This is a genomic window from Flavobacterium succinicans, assembly GCF_001662485.1.
GTDB lineage: Bacteria > Bacteroidota > Bacteroidia > Flavobacteriales > Flavobacteriaceae > Flavobacterium > Flavobacterium succinicans_A.
Map to the genome: position 1 here is coordinate 196,348 of NZ_JMTM01000017.1, position 14,952 is coordinate 211,299.

The 14,952-nt window shown below is 34.8% G+C and carries 12 protein-coding genes; 4 read left to right on the forward strand and 8 right to left on the reverse strand.

The genetic code is table 11. The features are described 5' to 3' along the window. Positions 1 to 33: 33 nt before the first annotated feature. The 6 genes from FLB_RS03055 to FLB_RS03080 all read right to left on the reverse strand — a co-directional run bounded on the left by FLB_RS03055 (position 34) and on the right by FLB_RS03080 (position 8,520). Entirely contained in the window at positions 34 to 1,092 is a 1,059-nt protein-coding gene (locus FLB_RS03055) for a type II asparaginase (protein ID WP_064714486.1), read from the reverse strand. Between the two features lie 50 nt (positions 1,093 to 1,142). Further along, positions 1,143 to 2,795, reverse strand: a complete 1,653-nt coding sequence (locus FLB_RS03060) for a bifunctional aspartate transaminase/aspartate 4-decarboxylase (protein ID WP_064714487.1) — start codon at positions 2,793 to 2,795, stop codon at positions 1,143 to 1,145. Between the two features lie 33 nt (positions 2,796 to 2,828). After that, the gene (gene aspT / locus FLB_RS03065) at positions 2,829 to 4,523 is read right to left on the reverse strand and encodes an aspartate-alanine antiporter (protein ID WP_064714488.1); all 1,695 of its coding nucleotides are present in this window, start codon (positions 4,521 to 4,523) and stop codon (positions 2,829 to 2,831) included. A 435-nt stretch (positions 4,524 to 4,958) separates the two neighbouring features. Then, on the reverse strand, positions 4,959 to 6,128 hold the full coding sequence (locus FLB_RS03070) for an ABC transporter permease (RefSeq protein ID WP_064714489.1): 1,170 nt from the start codon (positions 6,126 to 6,128) through the stop codon (positions 4,959 to 4,961). Between the two features lie 2 nt (positions 6,129 to 6,130). Beyond that, entirely contained in the window at positions 6,131 to 7,084 is a 954-nt protein-coding gene (locus FLB_RS03075) for an HlyD family secretion protein (RefSeq protein WP_064714490.1), read from the reverse strand. A gap of 29 nt (positions 7,085 to 7,113) precedes the next feature. Next, complete coding sequence (locus FLB_RS03080; RefSeq protein ID WP_064714491.1) at positions 7,114 to 8,520, reverse strand: TolC family protein; 1,407 nt, start codon at positions 8,518 to 8,520, stop codon at positions 7,114 to 7,116. A 154-nt stretch (positions 8,521 to 8,674) separates the two neighbouring features. Between FLB_RS03080 and FLB_RS03085 the strand changes: the two genes are divergently transcribed. Then, entirely contained in the window at positions 8,675 to 9,787 is a 1,113-nt protein-coding gene (locus FLB_RS03085) for a hypothetical protein (protein WP_064714492.1), read from the forward strand. Positions 9,788 to 9,833: 46 nt separating this feature from the next. Here the strand turns inward: FLB_RS03085 and FLB_RS03090 are convergent, their stop codons facing one another. Then, entirely contained in the window at positions 9,834 to 10,118 is a 285-nt protein-coding gene (locus tag FLB_RS03090; protein ID WP_064714493.1) for a GNAT family N-acetyltransferase, read from the reverse strand. Positions 10,119 to 10,375: 257 nt separating this feature from the next. Here FLB_RS03090 and FLB_RS03095 point away from each other — a divergent pair, with 257 nt between their 5' ends. Further along, positions 10,376 to 11,050, forward strand: a complete 675-nt coding sequence (locus tag FLB_RS03095) for an alpha/beta fold hydrolase (RefSeq protein ID WP_064714494.1) — start codon at positions 10,376 to 10,378, stop codon at positions 11,048 to 11,050. Between the two features lie 42 nt (positions 11,051 to 11,092). Here FLB_RS03095 and FLB_RS03100 read toward each other — a convergent pair whose 3' ends face one another. Beyond that, positions 11,093 to 11,608: a hypothetical protein gene (locus FLB_RS03100; RefSeq protein ID WP_064714495.1), complete on the reverse strand. Its 516-nt coding sequence runs from the start codon at positions 11,606 to 11,608 to the stop codon at positions 11,093 to 11,095. 167 nt (positions 11,609 to 11,775) lie between these two features. Here FLB_RS03100 and rpmH point away from each other — a divergent pair, with 167 nt between their 5' ends. After that, positions 11,776 to 11,937: a 50S ribosomal protein L34 gene (gene rpmH, locus FLB_RS03105; RefSeq protein WP_008464848.1), complete on the forward strand. Its 162-nt coding sequence runs from the start codon at positions 11,776 to 11,778 to the stop codon at positions 11,935 to 11,937. 123 nt (positions 11,938 to 12,060) lie between these two features. Continuing rightward, positions 12,061 to 14,913, forward strand: coding sequence for a carbamoyl-phosphate synthase large subunit (carB, locus tag FLB_RS03110; protein ID WP_064714496.1), 2,853 nt, complete (start codon positions 12,061 to 12,063; stop codon positions 14,911 to 14,913). The last annotated feature ends 39 nt before the right edge of the window (positions 14,914 to 14,952 follow it).

The following is a 14,952-nucleotide window of genomic DNA, read 5'->3' on the forward strand; positions in this document are numbered from 1 at the left end:
AAGTTAGTTTTTGTTAGGTTTAAATCCCTTTGATTAATATTCAAAAAAGTTTTGTTGGATTTTACTTCTATCCGTTGTTTCTGTAAGTGATAGCATTAATAAAATTCTAGCCTTTTGAGCATTTAAATCATCGGCCACAATAAAACCTAATGTTTTATCGTCAACTTCATTTTCTAAAGTTGTTCTACCTGATCCTGTTCTATTAGTTCGAACCACTTGAATTCCCTTTTTTGCTGCTATTGCTAATTCTTTACCAACAGGTTCGTTAAAATTACCATTACCCATTCCGTCATAAACAATACCTTTTACGTTAGAATTCATTAAACATGATACCGAAATTGGACTTGCATCTGCATATCCATAAACAATTTCTACTTGTGGTAAAGAAGTTAATTTTGTAACATCAAATTTTTTAGTAGGATTTTTTAAGGACTGATAGTAATAACTAACTTTTCCATCGTAGATCAAACCAATCGGTCCAAAATTACGAGAGACAAAAGTTTCTAAATTCGTAGAACTTCCTTTGGTTACATCTCTAGCATCAAACACCTTCTCATCCATAGCGACTATTACTCCTTTTCCTTGAGTTTTAGGGTCCGCTGCAACCATTACAGCATCCAATAAATTACGATTTCCATCTTGACTCATTGCAGTTGACGGGCGCATAGCACCAACAATAACTACGGGCTTATTGTACATTACGGTCAATTTTAAAAAATATGCTGTTGATTCCATTGTGTCCGTTCCATGAGTAATTACTATAGCGTCAGCCAAGTTTTCTTTAAAAATTTGATTGATTCTATTAGATAGAACTAACCAAGTGGCTATATTCATATCTTGACTTCCAATGGAAGCCGTTTGTTCGCCAGTAATTTTACCGTAGTTGTGTATTTCTGGCACAGCATTTAACAAGTCGTCTATGGGGACTTTGCCTGCGGTGTATGCAGCTTTTGTTGCCGATTCTCCTGAGCCAGCTATGGTTCCGCCTGTTGCCAAAATAATAATTCTTGGAGAGGTTTTGGTAGTTTTAACTTGTGCCTCCATTTGTAAAGCTACAAATGATACTAATGCTACTAAGATAAGTTTCTTCATAATTCAATCAATAAAAATTAAAATTTTTTTAAATTCTGTATGTTCTTGTTTTACTTCTTTTGGGATGCTTCCCAACTTTCAACATATTCTTCAATAATCAAACGAATGTTTTTTCCTATGACCAAATAACTTTCTGTGGATAAATTAGCAAGTGAAACTCGTATACTCCACGGTGGGCCACCAAAACCGCCTCCATTTAAAAGCACAATTGATGTTTTTTCGGCTAATCGGAAAAGAATATCTACTGGTTCAAAATTATTTTTTAGCCAAGTTGCAAATGCATCGCCATAAAAATGTTTTGCCGCAACCATTACATCAATTTCAGAATAATAACCTGCGTTATTTGGGTCTTCAGTAGGAGTTACTTCTAAACCTTCCCATAACAAATTGTAGCGCTCACGAACAATTTCTTGGGTTAGTTTTTTATAAATATTTTCTGTATCCAATAAGCTGTAAGCAGAAAACAACATCATTTGAAATTGTTGTGGTAACGACAATCCTGCAGTATGATTTAAGGCTACTTGACGGCTATCCGCTACAAGTCGATCTATGAATTTAATCTTTTCAGGATGAAGAGTCATTGTGGAGTATCGCTCATTTAGATCCTTCTTAAATTTTGGATTTAAGTTGGCAATCTTCTTGTCGTAGATATTATCTTCATGTATAGCAATAGTTCCTAAACGCCATCCGGTACATCCAAAATATTTTGAAAAAGAATAAACAGTGATTGTATTGTGAGGAATTATCGCCATTAAAGAGCGGAAGTTATTGACAAATGTTCCATACACATCATCGGTGATAATCATTAATTCTGGATTATAGTTTTTAACGATATCAGCAATGTAATCCAGCGTTTCTGAGCTCATGGCAAATGAAGGCGGATTACTTGGATTAACAATAAAAGCAACTTTAATGGCGGGGTCTTTTAGTTTGTCTAGCTCAGAAGTAGGGTATTGCCAGTTATGAAAACCATTATAACCTATTCCTTTTGCTTGAACGTACACCACATCAAATTTATATCGGTCCAAATCTGACATTTCTATATAGGGCGTAAATGTAGGGGTAAGCAAAGCTATTTTATCACCTCGTTTGGTTAGATAATTTTGCATAAATGAATCAAAAATGTAACACATTGCAGCGGTTCCACCCTCAACTGCAAAAATATCGTACTTCCCTTTTACATTTTCTCTCCCTCCACACATTTCTTGAACCAGATAATCTTCTACAATTGGTTCTATGTGACGTAACATGCGATCGGGTTCTGGGTAAGAAAACCCCATTAATGCTTCAATCCATTCTCTGATGCAAGCATCTTTATCAAAACCATGTTTGTTTATCCCGTACTGATAGGTTTTTTCAAGGAGCTCTGAGGCAGGTGTGTTTTTATTGGCTTGTAAAAATGCGTCAAATCTTGAAGCTAGATCATTTTTGTCTTCTACAATTCCAGCCAAAATACCCTGTCGTTCCATTGTGTTGCGGCACTCACTCAACGCGAATTGTCCAAATAAGAAGAAAGCCTCTCTTGGTACGGTTGCAATCCAGTTCGGATTTCCTCGTCCTGCATTTAGCATCATTGATGTTGAATGTGCCGTATGCTCCTTTGCTAAAGAAATTAATTCATCTTTAATCTCAAAAGGACTTAGGGTTGAAAGTATTTTTTGTGCTTCTCTCGATGTTTTAATTTTTGAAATTTCCGTTCCCATAGTTATTGTTTAATTAGTTATTGCAATATTTTTTTAACTCATAATGATTATGATGATAACACCCCAAATAATTAGTAATGTGTTTCCCACTGCGTAGGTAACTGTATATCCTAAAGCGGGTGTTTTGCTTTGTACAGCATCTTGCAAAGCACCTAAAGCCGCAGTAGTTGTACGTGAACCTGCGACACAACCAAGTGTGATAATGGGATGGAATTTAAATACATACCGACCAATTAAAATAGAAATTACTATTGGAATAGCTGTTGCAGCAGCTCCAGCTAAAAATAACCCCCATCCAGCCTCTTGAAAACCTACAACAAAGCTTGGACCAGCACTAATTCCGACGACAGCAATAAACATATGCAAACCAACATTATTCATGACCCATAACGCTGGTTCTGGTACCAAACCAAAAGTTGGGTGTTGACCTCTTAACCAACCGAAAACAAGTCCTGCAATTAATACACCACCGCTAGTTGTAAAACTAAGAGGAATACCGCCTATCGTTAATGACAATGCTCCGAATAACCCACCCAAAACAATTCCTAAACCAACAAAAACCATGTCAGATGCATTAGTTATTCGATCGGGATATCCAATTTGTTTGGCCGCCAACTCTGTATCTCTAACGGTACCAATTAATGTAATTAAATCACCTTTATTAAGTAGTGTATTTGGTAGGACAGGCATCTCGATTCCAGATCTTTGGATTGATCTTATTACGACACCATGTGCAAACTTTTGGTTTTTTAATTCTATCAACCGCTTGTTGACCACATCTTTTTTAACAACCATAACCTTAAGTACTTCTAAAGGAAAATTTAAAAGCTCAACATCTAAGACTTCTTGTTCATGATGCTCAGAATAGTTCATCATATATTCTCTTCTTCCTCCTAATGCAATAACATCATTTTCTTGTAGTACTAAATCTGGAGTTGCATCAATTATTTTATCGCCTTTTCGTACTCTTTGAATAAAAAGACGGCGCCCTGAGCTTTCAAGTTTTTCCTCAACAAAAGCTACAGTATTATTAACGGCATAAGACTGGGCGGTTAATTTATAGGCATTGTAAATCACCCTATCGTACGCAGATGTTATACTTGGATCATTACCAATTGCACTACCGCCTAGTTGTACCTCAAGTTCTTTTGCTTTTTCGACAAGATTTCCGCCCAATAATTTAGGACCAATACTTGATAATAACCAAGCTGAACCAGCAGTTCCAAAAATATACGTCACTGCATAGGCAACGGGAATTTTATTGATTAACATTAGTTTTTCTGCTTTCGGAATCCCCAGTTGATTTATAGTGTCAGAAGCCACGCCAATAACAGCCGATATAGTTTGGGATCCCGCGAGCATGCCTGCGGATAAGCCCATGTCGTATCCCATTAATTTGGCAATTACAAGTGGACAGATCAGGCAAAGAACACAAACAACTACAGCAAACAACATTTGAGGCAATCCATCTTTTTTTAACCCTCCAAAAAATTGTGGTCCGACTCCGTATCCAACGGCAAATAAAAACATTAGAAAAAAAACGGATTTAACATCGGGAGAAATAACAATATCCAATTGTCCAACCAAAACCCCTACAAGTAAAACACTTGTAACACTGCCCAAAGAAAAACTTCCAATTTTAAATCTACCAATAAAATACCCTAACGCCAAGGTCAGAAAGACGGCTAATTCGGGATAATGCTTTAATGTACTAACGATCCAATTCATACTAATGTCTTTAAATTGTTGATGATAAATGTTTTAATTCGCTTACTTATCCAAATTTAACAAAAACAAGCTTGCTTGCTTTGTGCTTACTGTTAAAGTTTTGAGGATATATTGCTTATTTATAGGTAGTTGTGTTGGTTTTTTTGAAAAAATAGCTTTTAGTAAGTGATTTAATACGTAATGAAAATGTTACTGATTTTTTTTATTTTTATAAATGGTTAGTAAAAATCAATATGAGTGAATATCTTCATTTTTGAAAAAAAGAAAGTTGTCGAAACCAGAAATAGCACCATCACTATTTACAATATGTTTTTTTTTACTACAAAGTCAAACACTTCCCATTTAGGATACTTTTGTTTAAAAAAAAAACTACGACAAAATATGACGTAGTTTTTTTAATATGAAAACTAATTTTTGAAATTTAATTTTTGAAATTTAATTTTTTGTATCACCTATTTTTAAAGCTTCTTTTTTCTTAAAATAAAGTGCGATAAAGGCTAGAATTGCACAAACTATTCCAATTACAATCATATTATAAATAGGGTTTTTTACTTGTGATAAAGTCCCTTCTTCAATAATTAGTATTCGAAAAGCCTTTAAAAAATGAGTAAGTGGGATGACATTAGCTACACCTTGAACCCAATTGGGCATTTGGCTTAAAGGCCAACTAAATCCACTCAAAATAAAACTTGGAGTTGCAATCACCATTAAAATTTCGGTAGCCTTAAGTTGATTAGGAAGCACAATACTTACTAATATGCCGATGAAGGAAACAGAGAGAATAAATATTCCTGCTACAAAAGTGAGTTCGGGAAGATTTTTAAAAAAAGGAATTCGGAAGTAAAAAGTGAAAAACCAATAGATAAGCCATACTCCAAAGCTCATTATCAAATAGGGGATGATTTTTATACCAATCATTTGAATGATGGAACTACCCTTACTAACTAAGAAGTAAAAAGTACCATTCTCAAATTCTGAGGCAAAAGATAAGGCTAAAGCCAAAAGTATAACTTGTTGCAGTACGGCCGATAATACTCCTGGCCACAAGTAATACATGTAGTTGGTGCTTCGATTGTATTTTTTTATGAAAGTTGTTTTAAAGGGTTCATATTGAGAGGGAATTAGTTTTTCGGGTACGCCTTGTTTTCTTAGGGTTTCCATCTGAACTCCAACTTTTAAAGTCCCCAAACAAATTTGTATAGCGGTCGAGGCATAATTGGCTGTTAAAATATTGGCCGTATTGACAATAGTGGTTATTTCTGGATATTTTTTGGTAAACACCATTTTTTGAAAACCTTTTGGAATAATTACAACAGCATTGGCTTCTTCGTCAATAGTGATTTTTGCCACATCATTTTGATCGTATAAAACCTTAGCCACATTGATGACTTCATCGTCATTAAACATTTCGATGGCTTTGGCGCTCATCTCGGTTTGGTCATAGTCAATGACTAGTATGGGTAAATCGGTTACTTTTCCTTTGCTGTACACATATCCTAATAATACAGCATACAAGAGTGGTGCACCAATAAAGAGCATACGCAAAACACTATTTTGCCAAAACAATTGGAATTCTCTTTTTAATAGGAAAAAAAAGTTTTGCATGGTTATAAAGATAAAGTTGCTGATGTTTTAGGAATCAAATTTTTCGTGTCTTGAATCTCGATAGGTGTGATTTTGATTTCGAATAAGCTTTCCTGCATTTCATAGTCAGGATAGGCCGTAGCTATATTTCCATAGGCGCTTAATTGCTTTATAGTGGTGACTTTTCCTTTAATGGATTGTTTATTGTAGGGAATGTTTATCTCGACTTCTTGTCCTTTTTTGATTTGGCTTAACTTGCTTTCTGCAATGGTAAATCTAAAATACGTACTGTTTTTGAGTGAACCATTGAAAAGGGTGTAGCCCGGCAAAGCCAATTCTCCTAGATTCAAAGTTATGGTTTCGATAGTCATGTCTTGAGGCGCAATTACAAATCGCTCTTTGTTGGCTGTTTCAACTTCTTGCAACGCGCCATAAGCTCGTTCTTGTTGTCCTAGAGCCATTTCTTGTTGTTCTTTTCTAGCGCCTTTTTGGGCATCAGCTAATTCGGCTTGCACAGCGTTGTATTGAGCTAATGCTCCTTGATACTTAGCAAAAGTTTCGTCATAGGTTTGTTGTGGGATCAAAGAGTCCTTTAACATGTTATTCAAGCGTTTAATTGATTTTTGAGCAAATTGATATTGTTCTTTTAAGGCCATTAGTTTAGCTTCTAATTGTTTGATTTGATTATCAGTGGCTCCTTTTACGGCCATATTGTATTGGGCTTTCGCAGAAAAAACGGCTCCTTCAGCTTGACTTTTTTTAGCATCTACTTCAGGAATATCCAAGATGGCTAGGGTGTCGCCTTTTTGAACAAAATCCCCCTCTTTTACTAATAAATGAATGATTTTTCCGGGTACTTTGCTGACAATTGCAATTTGTTCATTTTCTACTTTGCCTTGAAGAAGCTCCTTGTCTTTAGATTGGTTACAACTCGAGCTCAATAGTAGGGTGAGGAATAGTATGAGTGTGTTTTTCATCTTTTGTGCTATTTTTGAATTTAATTTGTTTATTGTATTTTGAGTTGTTTGGTGAAATCACCTGTAGCTATTATAGTTTCTATTGCAGCCAAACGTTGGTCAATTACAGTATTAATTTTGTTTACCTCGCTCTTAAAGCAATCATTTTCAGCTTCTAATCGTTCAGATACTGAGATAAGCCCTTGGGTATATTGTTTCGAAGCAAGATTCAAATTGTTTTTTGCTATTTTTTCTTGTTGATTAGCAATTTCTAATTTTTTATTCAAAACCGAGTAATTTACCCAATTGTTTTCAAGTAAAAGCTCAAGTTTTTCTTTAGTGTCATCGATTTGATTTTGCAATTGATGAATATTTATTTTGGCTTCATGAATTTTGTGCTGCCTTTCAAAACCAGTAAAAATTTCCCATTTAATTGCTGCTCCGATCATCCAATTGTTACTTATGGTTAATTCATTGAGTCCTAAGTATAGGGCTTGGTTTATTCCAGTGATTACTGGAGTGGTGGCTTTGGCATTAAATAAACTCGAATAGGCAACGCCTCCAAAAGCTCCAACCGTTGGGAGATAAGTGCCTTTTTCTTTTTTTAATAAAAACTCATAAGCTGTTTTGAACGATTCAAGCGCTTTGATTTCTTGTTTGTTTTCTGTTTTTAATTGACCATTCAAGAGTAAGTAAGGTTCTAATTGATAGGAAACTTTATCTATTTCAGAAATTGAATATCCTGTTAAATAAGTGATTTTTTTATAAACTAAAGCTCTTTTTCCGTCAAGTTCAACTTTTTTGGATTGCAGTTCTAAAGTGGCGAGTTTTATTTTATCGCGGTCATAGGGAACTGCAAGTCCTTGTTCGATTGCTTTTTGAACCCTTTTTGCTTCGGTTTGAAGGCGATTATTGCTGTCTTTGATTAATGTGTCGATAGCTTTCAAAAGCGACAATTGGTCAAAAGTATTGATGACTTCCTTGATGATTTGGTCTTTCTCCGAATCCCTTAAATATTGAGTTCCTTTGGTTTTTTCCTTAACAGCTTTGGCCCCATTAGGGATTTGCATTCCGCTAAAAAGGACTGTTTTTGCCATGATGCTCCCGTTGAAAAGATTACCATAATTATTAAAAACTGTCTTTCCGTCAAAAAGTGGATAATTGACAATTGGTATTTGAGTAGCAGGTAAATCTACAGTGAGTTTGTTGTCGAAATAAGAATAGATGGCACTGGCTTCAACCGTTGGAATGTATTTATTCCAAATTCCTTTTTCCTGTAAATTCAATTTTTCAATTTCAAGGTCTTTGTTTTTTAGCGAAAGACTTTTTTCTAAAGCTTTATTTATAGCCTCGTCTAAAGTTGTTGAGATATTTATTTGTCCCCAAGAAATTGAAATAGTGGATAGTAAAAGAAAAACTGTAAACCAATGAATAGGATGGTGGGTGCTTCTTTTCATAGTGAAATCGTTAAATAAATTGAAAAGTAATTATATAGATGTTTGTTTTTAAAAGTACAAAAAATAAACTATTTGTTCGTCAATTTTTTATTTGCGATTAAACCTTTTGCTAATTTGTCTATCTTAGAGGTATAGTAACGTTAAAATTAAAGGCATGAAAAATGTATTGATGTATTTGACGCTTTTTGTAATGAGTTGTTTTAGTAGCTCAACCTATGCTCAATCCAATGATGAGCCACAAGCATTAGGATTGCCAGGAGATAATCTCAATTTGTATGCGGTATTGGATGTTTTTCAGAAATCAAAAACATTGGAGGATTTTGAGAAGGCAATTAATGATGAAGAAGGCAAAATCAACAATCTTGACTTGAATAATGATGGCACTATTGATTATATTCAAGTAGTGAGTGAGAAAAAAGGAGATGCTTATTTTGTTGTCTTGCAGGTTGCTGTTAATTCATCAGAAAAACAAGATGTTGCTGTTGTTGAGGTAACCAAAGATAAAAAGGGGCAAGTATTAGTTCAAATTATTGGTGACGAAGAATTATATGGTAAAGATTATATTGTAGAACCCACTGAAGTTGCTAAGATTTCGAGTACTCCAAACCCTGGGTATAAAGGGGAAGGGACTGTAATAATTAACAACAATACGACCAATAATTATAATACAAATAGTGGAACAACAGTTAGTGCTTGGCCTGTAGTAGTCTATTTGTTTTCTCCGTTATTTGTTCCTTGGCGCTCTCCATGGTATTGGGGCTATTATCCGACATACTGGAGACCTTGGCGTCCTGTTTTTTATCACAATTATTGGGGATATCACAGGCATTATTATGGCAATCGTTATTATCACAGAACGGTAATTGTCCGTAATCCAGGACACAGAGTGTACTATTCGAATCGAAGAACTACTTCGGTTGTGGTAAGAAATAATAGGGTTAATGGAAATTATAGAGCGACTTATGATGGAAGAACCTACAATAAACCAGCATCACCAACAGTACGGCCTGGTAATGTAAACAGGCCAAATACAAGACCTTCGGTTAGACCAAATATACCCAACAATAATGGTATGAATCGTCCATCTACAAGGCCAACAAATAAATTACCTTCAACTAACCCTGTTTCTCCATCGGTAAGACCTAGTGCTCCTTCGATGAGACCATCGACGAGACCTGCAACGCTGCCATCCACAAGGCCCGCAACACGACCCACAACACGACCTGCGTCTGGAAATAATGGAGGTAATCGAGGTGGTAGGAATTAAGAACAATGATGTAAAAGTAAAAGCTGTCTATAAGAGGCAGCTTTTTTTATAATCGAATGCCAGGAGGCAAAAGTTCTTTATAGGAAGGATTTTTTTTAAAGAATTGTACAATTTTTGGAAGAATTGGAACCACTTTTAAGTTACGTTCCGTAATTGTATCTAAAATAGTTTTGAAAAAGGTGTTAATTGTTTCTTCGTCTGAATAAGAATCTGGCGCTTTGAATTTTGTCAAAAAAATCTTTTTCTCTTGAAAAGAATATTCAACTATTAAGAGTCCTTCGGGAACAATGGTTTCAAATTGTCTTGCAAAAATATTGTCTTTAATTTCCATTGTTAAATTTGTTTTGTAAGAAATGGGAGGTGTTTAATAGGTAATTATTCTTTTTGTGGTGTAAGAACAACTTGGTGTAAAGGTAATAAATTGATAATCAATTAATAGCTGTTATGTTGTTATTTATTCAAAGCTGTTAGAAGTACTTGTTGCTTTTTAGGAATAAGTAATATAACACGGATTTTTTTTTCATTTCAAAAAGTGTGTTTTTTTAGATTTATAAACTACATTTAGCTTATTTTAGAATGTAAAATCTGATGAGTAAAATCCCTGTTTATTTTATGCCTGGTTTAGCGGCAAGTTCATCTATATTTGAGCGGGTTGATTTGTGTAAAGAACAATTCGAAATGATATTGTTAGAATGGGAAATCCCTTTGCCTTCAGAATCCCTTTATCAGTATGCTCAGCGAATGGCTCTAAAAGTTACTCATGAAAATCCTGTCTTAATAGGAGTGTCTTTCGGGGGGATTTTAGTGCAAGAAATGGCTGCTTTTTTAAAACCATTTCGAATAATTATTATTTCAAGTGTGAAAACAAATTTAGAATTTCCTAGACGAATGAAAGTTGCCAAAACTACCAAAGCTTACAAGTTGATTCCAACTAGTTTGATCTTGAATGTCGAGAATTTAGCTAAATTTTCTTTTGGAGAAAAAATTAAAAGCCGACTGAAGTTGTACGAAAAATTTCTTTCGGTTCGGGATATTAATTATTTGGATTGGGCCATTGAACAGGTGATTCTTTGGGAAAGAACTGTCGCAGATTCATCAGTAATTCATATTCATGGCAATCAAGACGATGTTTTTCCAATCAAATATATTACTAATTGTATAGTTGTTCCAGGAGGGAATCACGCCATGATTTTGTTTCGATTCCGATGGCTGAACGAACATTTACCAGAGATAATTTTGAAGGGAATTAAAAAAGGCGACTAACTTTACTAAGTTAATCGCCTTTTGTTTTTTATAAATTAAGCATTAGATTTTTTTCATTTGCTCTTTCATCATTGTAATTTGCTCTTTCAACATATTTTGTTTGTCTAGCTTTTTGGCTTCATTTAATAAGGTAGTAGCTTCCAATTTTCTTCTACGAGACATAGCAACACCAGCTAAATTTAATTTGGCTACCGCCAAATCCATATCCATAGAAAGCCCTAATTCAATCGCTTTTTTGAAGAACTTTTCAGCTTGGTTGATATTGGTTTGTGAAACCATAATTCCATGAAGATAATTAAAGTAACCTTGTTGTTTTCTTACCAGTGCAGTTTCTGGATTTTTGATGTAAGCCAGCCATTTTTGAGCGCCAGGAAAATCTTGTTTTCTTAATTTTAAGAAGGCTAATAAAATAAATTCATTTTTGTAGTAAAGAAAAATAGGGAAAGCACTTAGGAATAATAAGAAAATTCCGTTTCCAATATTAGATTCTGTAAATTGCCAAATTCCTGCAATGATGATTAATGCAGCTAGGATAAGTTTGATATTTCTGTGAAACATAATAGGTGTTAAATTTAGATTGCAAAGATAGTAAAAGGAATTAAAAATATTTTTATAAAACTACTTGCTAGAAAAAAAAGTCTTTGTATATTTGCACTCGGTTTTGGAATAAGGGTTAGTCCAAACAAAATAAAGATACATAAACAAGATTTTAAAGATACAAAGCAATGAGCAAAAGAACATTTCAACCATCGAAAAGAAAAAGAAGAAATAAACACGGATTTATGGACAGAATGGCGTCTGCGAATGGAAGAAAAGTTCTAGCGCGTAGAAGAGCTAAAGGAAGACATAAATTAACTGTTTCTAGCGAACCTAGACACAAAAAATAATGTTTGTATAAACATCATATAAGGCGTTACTTTTTTTTAGTATCGCCTTTTTTTATACCCAAACGCGACTAGCGTTAATTAGTTTCCTCGGAATAAATACAATAACCTCACAATTCATAAAAAATGCCAAAAGATAACTCAATAAAATCCGTTTTAATAATAGGTTCAGGTCCTATTGTAATTGGTCAAGCTTGCGAATTTGATTATGCAGGATCTCAATCGGCACGATCCATTCGTGAAGAAGGAATTGAAGTAATTCTTATCAATTCGAATCCAGCTACAATTATGACAGATCCTTCTATGGCGGATCACGTTTATCTAAAACCTTTAACTACAAAATCTATCATTGAAATTCTTAAAGCGCATCCACAAATTGATGCTGTTCTGCCAACCATGGGAGGTCAAACAGCTTTAAATTTATGTTTGGAGGCCGATGAAAAAGGAATATGGGACGATTTTGGAGTAAAAATGATTGGTGTTGATGTAAATGCGATCAACATCACCGAAGATAGAGAGCAGTTCAAACAATTACTTCAAAAAATAAATGTACCAACAGCGCCAGCTAAAACAGCAACTTCTTTCCTTGAGGGTAAAGAAATTGCTCAAGAATTTGGTTTCCCGTTAGTGATTCGTCCATCGTTTACTTTAGGAGGAACTGGAGCAGCTTTTGTTCATACTAAAGAAGAATTTGACGAAAAACTAACCTATGGTTTAGAAATGTCACCAATTCACGAAGTGTTGATCGATAAAGCACTACTAGGTTGGAAAGAATATGAGTTGGAGCTTTTAAGAGATAAAAATGACAACGTAGTGATCATTTGTTCCATCGAGAACATGGATCCAATGGGAATCCACACCGGAGACTCTATTACAGTTGCTCCAGCAATGACTTTATCGGATACGACTTTCCAAAAAATGCGTGATATGGCCATCTTAATGATGCGTTCTATCGGAAATTTTGCTGGAGGTTGTAACGTACAGTTTGCGGTTTCTCCAGATGAAAAAGAGGATATCGTTGCTATCGAGATTAACCCTCGTGTATCGCGTTCTTCTGCTTTAGCATCAAAAGCTACTGGATATCCAATTGCTAAAATTGCATCAAAACTAGCTTTGGGCTACAATTTAGATGAATTACAAAATCAAATTACAAAATCTACATCAGCTTTATTTGAGCCAACTTTGGATTATGTAATTGTGAAAATTCCTCGTTGGAATTTTGATAAATTCGAAGGTTCTGATAGAACGTTAGGACTTCAAATGAAATCTGTAGGTGAGGTGATGGGAATTGGACGTTCGTTTCAAGAAGCCTTACACAAAGCCACACAGTCATTAGAAATTAAACGTAATGGTCTAGGTGCTGACGGAAAAGGGTATACCAATTACGAGCAAATTATTGAAAAACTAACTTTTGCTAGTTGGGATCGTGTTTTTGTAATTTATGACGCTATTGCGATGGGAATTCCATTGAGTCGTATTCACGAAATCACCAAAATCGATATGTGGTTCTTAAAACAATACGAAGAACTTTATAGCTTAGAAAAAGAAATTTCTAACTATAAAGTAGATACTTTATCAAGAGAATTGCTACTTGAAGCCAAACAAAAAGGATTTGCCGACAGACAAATTGCGCATATGATGGGTTGTTTGGAAAGTCAAGTGCATGAGTTGAGAGAAAAAATGAACATCAATCGTGTGTTCAAATTAGTAGATACTTGTGCGGCTGAGTTTAAAGCGCAAACACCATATTACTACTCAACTTTTGAGGCTGAAATTGAAAAAGCCAATGGAGAGCGTTATGTTGATAACGAAAGCATAGTAACAGATAAAAAGAAAATTGTTGTTCTTGGATCTGGACCAAACCGAATTGGTCAAGGAATTGAGTTTGATTACTCTTGTGTACACGGTGTTTTAGCAGCCAAAGAGTGTGGTTACGAAACCATTATGATCAATTGTAATCCAGAAACGGTTTCTACCGATTTTGATACTGCGGATAAATTGTATTTCGAACCAGTTTTCTGGGAACATATTTATGATATCATCAAACACGAAAAACCAGAAGGTGTTATCGTACAGTTAGGTGGGCAAACTGCCTTGAAATTAGCTGAAAAACTATCTAAATATGGTGTGAAAATCATCGGAACTAGTTTTGAAGCTTTAGATTTAGCAGAAGATAGAGGACGTTTTTCTGACCTTTTGACTGAATTAGAAATTCCTTTCCCTCAGTTTGGAATTGCAGAAACTGCTGATGAAGCTTCGGCTTTAGCGGATAAATTAGATTTTCCATTGTTGATTCGTCCATCTTATGTATTGGGTGGTCAAGGAATGAAAATCGTGATCAACAAACAAGAATTAGAAGAACACGTAATCAACTTGTTGAAGTCCATTCCAGGAAATAAATTACTCTTAGATCATTACCTAGCAGGAGCTATTGAAGCTGAAGCGGATGCGATTTGTGATGGCGAAAATGTGTATATCATCGGAATTATGGAACACATTGAGCCATGCGGAGTACACTCTGGTGACAGTAATGCTACTTTGCCTCCTTTTAATTTAGGAGAATTCGTAATGCAACAAATTAAAGATCATACTAAGAAAATTGCCTTGGCATTGAAAACGGTAGGATTAATTAATATTCAGTTTGCAATTAAAGACGATATGGTTTACATCATCGAAGCGAATCCTAGAGCTTCTAGAACGGTACCATTCATTGCAAAAGCGTATGGTGAGCCTTACGTGAATTACGCAACCAAAGTGATGTTAGGTCATAGTAAAGTTACTGATTTTGATTTCAATCCCCAGTTAAAAGGCTATGCCATCAAGCAACCAGTTTTCTCATTTAGTAAATTCAAAAATGTAAACAAAGCGTTAGGACCAGAAATGAAATCAACTGGAGAGAGCATTTTGTTTATTGATGACTTGAAAGATGATCAATTCTATGAATTGTACTCTAGAAGAAAAATGTACTTGAGTAAATAAACTCAAATCAATTTATAGAAGAGCCCCTTTTTTAGGGGC